General features: G+C 70.3%; 4 protein-coding genes. 2 read left to right on the top strand and 2 right to left on the bottom strand.

Features of this window, described 5'->3' with window-relative positions:
* Positions 1 to 265 precede the first annotated feature (265 nt).
* Positions 266 to 2,557, bottom strand: coding sequence for a DEAD/DEAH box helicase (locus ACFHWE_RS23385; protein ID WP_416604028.1), 2,292 nt, complete (start codon positions 2,555 to 2,557; stop codon positions 266 to 268).
* Positions 2,558 to 2,793: 236 nt separating this feature from the next.
* On the opposite strand from ACFHWE_RS23385, the gene ACFHWE_RS23380 reads away from it, so the two are divergent.
* Positions 2,794 to 3,141 (top strand): STAS domain-containing protein, encoded by a 348-nt coding sequence (locus ACFHWE_RS23380; protein WP_028648515.1) that lies wholly within the window; start codon positions 2,794 to 2,796, stop codon positions 3,139 to 3,141.
* A 13-nt stretch (positions 3,142 to 3,154) separates the two neighbouring features.
* Entirely contained in the window at positions 3,155 to 3,709 is a 555-nt protein-coding gene (locus tag ACFHWE_RS23375) for an ATP-binding protein (RefSeq protein WP_416604027.1), read from the top strand.
* Here ACFHWE_RS23375 and ACFHWE_RS23370 read toward each other — a convergent pair.
* Positions 3,706 to 3,970: hypothetical protein (locus ACFHWE_RS23370; protein ID WP_416604026.1), on the bottom strand; the 265-nt coding region annotated here is incomplete at its 5' end. The genes ACFHWE_RS23375 and ACFHWE_RS23370 overlap by 4 nt on opposite strands.

Here is a 3,970-nt window from a genome sequence, read left to right as displayed (position 1 = left end):
CCTGCGGTCCGTGCGGCCCCTGAGGACCGTGTGGCCCCTGGGGCGGCTGCTGGGGGCCGGACGGGGGAGGGTAACTCATGCGGTGCTCCGGTCATAGGGGTGCAGGGGATGGCTGAGCGGGGGCCAGGACCGGGCGTGGACGGTACGGCCGGCACGTACGACGCTATCGGGCTCCACTCACACTGGATGCCAAATCATGACATAAGAGACGCGACCGGTGGGTGGAATCCGGCTGATCGCCCGTCCACAGCCTGTGGACGGGCGATCAGCCGCCACCCCCCAGAACCTCGTCCAGCAACCGCAGTGCCCCGGACTTGCTCAACGGCTCGTTCCCGGTCCCGCACTTGGGCGACTGGATGCACGACGGGCACCCCCGGTCGCACTCGCAGTCGGCGATCACCGCACGGGTGGCGTCGAGCCACGCGCGGGCGGCCGCGTAACCGCGCTCGGCGAACCCGGCTCCGCCCTCGTAGCCGTCGTAGACGAAGACCGTGAGCAGTCCGGTGTCCCCGTGCAGTGCGGTCGACACCCCACCGATGTCGGACCGGTCGCAGGTGGCCAGGAGCGGCAGCAGGCCGATGGAGGCGTGCTCGGCGGCGTGGGCCGCGCCGAGCAGCCCCACCTCCTCCTTGCGCAGCCGATCCTCCCCCTCGGTCGGCAGGGTCCACCACACCGCGCGGGTGTGCAGCGTCCGCTCCGGGAGGTCCAGCGGCTGCTCCCCCAGTACCGCCCCCGTCCGGACGTCCCGCCGCAGGAACCCCACCACCCGGCGCGCCACCTCGACCTCGCCGAAGTGGACGGCCGCCCCGCTCGGCCAAGCCTCCCTCCGCCGGACGGAGGTGACCGTGATGTCGGTGGTGTCGCGCGCCCAGGTGCGGTACGGCGGCTCCTCCGGGCTCACCAGGGCGACGCCCGCCTCCAGATCCAGCTCAGCCACCAGATAGGTCCGGCCCTGGTGCAGGTACACAGCGCCGGGGTGCACCGTGCCGTGCGCCGCCGCCTCGTCGACCTCCCCGAGCAACTGTCCGCTGCCCGTGTCGACGATCTGCACCGGCGAACCACCCGAACCCCGAATATCGGCGAGGTCACTTGCCCTTTCATTGCTCGTCCAGAACCACCCTCGCGGCCGTCTTCTCAGAAGTTTCCGCTCGACGAGATCATCGAGCCGCTCCCGCGTCGTCGGTCCGAACAAAGCGGCGTCATCCTGGGTGACCGGTAGTTCCTGGGCGGCCGCGCACAGGTGGGGATCGAGGATGTGCGGGTTTTCCGGGTCAAGGACGGTCACCTCGACAGAGCGACCGAAAATCGACTCCGGATGGTGGGCGAGATAGGTGTCCAGCGGATCGTCCCGCGCGATGAAGACCGCCAGCGCGTCGTCGCCGCGCCGCCCCGCACGGCCCGCCTGCTGCCACAGGGAGGCCAGTGTCCCCGGCCAGCCCGCGATGAGGACCGCGTCCAGACCGCTGATGTCCACGCCGAGTTCGAGGGCGTTGGTGCTCACCAGCCCCAGGAGCTCCCCCGTGCGCAGAGCCTCCTCCAGTTCCCGCCGCTCCGAGGCGAGGTATCCGCCCCGGTAGGCGGCCACACGCGCGGCGAGTCGGTGGTCGCCGCGTTCCGACAGCATCCGCTGCGCGGTCAGCGCCACCACCTCCGCCCCCTGCCTGGAGCGCACGAACACGAGGGTGCGGACCCCGTCGCGCACCAGGTCGGCGAGCATCTCCGCGGCCTGGGAGGAGGCGGTCCTGCGCACCGGGGCGCCGTGTTCGCCGGTCTCGTCGGTCAGCTCCGGCTCCACCAGCGCGACGGACAGCCCGGGACGGGGCGAACCGTCCTCCGTGACCGCCGTGACCCGCCTGCCCGTGAGCCGGCTCGCGCTCTCGGCGGGGCTCCCGGACGTGGCCGAGGCCAGGATGAACACCGGCTCCGCGCGGTAGCGGGCACAGATCCGCCGCAGGCGCCTCAGGACGAGCGCCACGTGCGAGCCGAACACGCCCCGGTAGCGGTGCGACTCGTCGATCACCACGTAGCGCAGCCTGCGCAGGAAGCGCGTCCACGCCCCGTGCCGGGGCAGGATGCCGTGGTGGAGCATGTCCGGGTTGGTCAACACGTAATCGGCGTGCTCGCGCACCCAGGAGCGCTCCTCGGCGGGGGTGTCCCCGTCGTAGACGGCGGCACGCATGTCCGAAAGTCCCAGGTCCGATATCCATCGCAACTGGTCCTGGGCCAGGGCTTTGGCGGGGGAGAGATACAGCACGCTCCCACCGGTGTCGACCGCCTCCACAGCGGGCATAAGGAAGGCGAGCGACTTCCCCGAGGCGGTGCCTGTGGCTATGATCACATCACTGCCCGAGCGTGCGAGGTCGGCGGCTGCGGCCTGGTGGGACCACGGTCCCGTGATCCCCCGTTCCGCGAGACGTTCAACCAGGTGGGGGGTGATCCACCCCGGCCAGTCCCCACTGACCCCGTCGCCCGGGGGAACACGCTCGATGTGGGTCACCTGTGGGTACCGGGTGTCGTCACGCCACACTCCCGGGAGTGTGGGGCCGGTGTCACTCATCCGAGACCCTCCTCGCTGAACGCGTTCGGCTGAGCACGGCTCTTCCGACAGGAGAGACGGAAGAGCCGGTGGCCAACGGTTTCAGTGTGGCATCCGGGGGAAGGGTGGCGCGGTGTCATCGTTTTTCTGTGCATCACAGGGAGACGCACTCTGTACCCGTGGTTGAATGCGTGCTGGTGGGGTAACGCCCGGCAGAGACCATTCGCGTTTATTCGCGGTTCGGCGCTGGAGGACTAGTGGACCTGAAGCTTGATCATTACACCGAGGGCGACACCGAGATCGTCGTCGTTGAAGGTGAGATCGATGTCTATACCGCGCCCCGTCTCCGCGAGCTGCTGATCGACCTGGTCAACAAGGGCAACTTCCACCTCGTGGTCAACATGGAGAAGGTGGAGTTCCTGGACTCGACGGGCCTCGGCGTGCTCGTGGGCGGGCTCAAGAGAGTCCGTGCGCACGACGGGACGCTCGACCTGGTCTGCACCCAGGAGCGCATTCTCAAGATCTTCCGGATCACCGGTCTGACCAAGGTCTTCGGTATCCACGACTCGGTACAGGACGCCATCGACAAGCGTTCGGCGAAGTAGCCCAGAGAGAGCGATGGCAACCATCACGCTCACGATCAGCGCGCTCCCGGCCCACGTGCGGACGGCCCGGCTCATGGCCGCGACCGTCGCACGCCGGGCCGGCATCGCGGCGGCGGCGATCGACGAGATCAGGCTGGCGGTCGGTGAGGCGTGTTCCAGGGCGGTGGCCGCGCACAAGGTGCACTGCCCGACACAGCCGATCCTGCTCCAGATGACCGACGGCACCAAGGCCGCGCCCGGACGGGGCCCCGAGGGTGACGCCCCGGCCCCCGCCCCGCACGCCAACGGGCATGCGGTGCAGCGCTTCGAGGTCGTCGTCTCCGACCGTGCGCCCGCCAAGGACGCCGACGGAGCCGCCGACCCCGTGAACTCCGTGCTCGACGGGCTCTTCCTCGACAGCGAGGACACCCCGCCCGGCGGTATCTCCGGTTTCTCCCCCGGTCTGGGGCTGGCGGTGATCACCGGGCTCGCGGACGAGGTCAGGATCGACCCCAGCGATCAGGGAACCGTCGTGCGGATGAGCTGGCCGATGGCGGCCGAGCAGTCGCACGGCCCCAGCTCGAACTAGAACCGTGTGAAGGGGCGCCCCGCGGTGGGGCGCCCCTTCCGCGTGTCCGGAGGCCTCCGCCCCGCCGTCCCATCGCGGACACCGGCAGCGACGACGAAGACGCCGACCTCGGGGCACCCGAGCACCCCGGAGAAGAACCGCGCCGCCAGGCGTCGGTTGAGGGTGGCGGTGGGCGACGGGCGGGCAGAACTGCGGCCGGAGGCCGTCCGTTGAGGGTGGTGGTGGGCGACGGGCGGGCAGAACTGCGGCCGGAGGCCGTCC

It is taken from the genome of Nocardiopsis sp. LOL_012 (genome assembly GCF_048060475.1).
Lineage (GTDB): Bacteria > Actinomycetota > Actinomycetes > Streptosporangiales > Streptosporangiaceae > Nocardiopsis.
The sequence above is the reverse complement of the archived record's forward strand: the minus strand, read 5'-3'. Positions and strand labels throughout refer to the sequence as shown.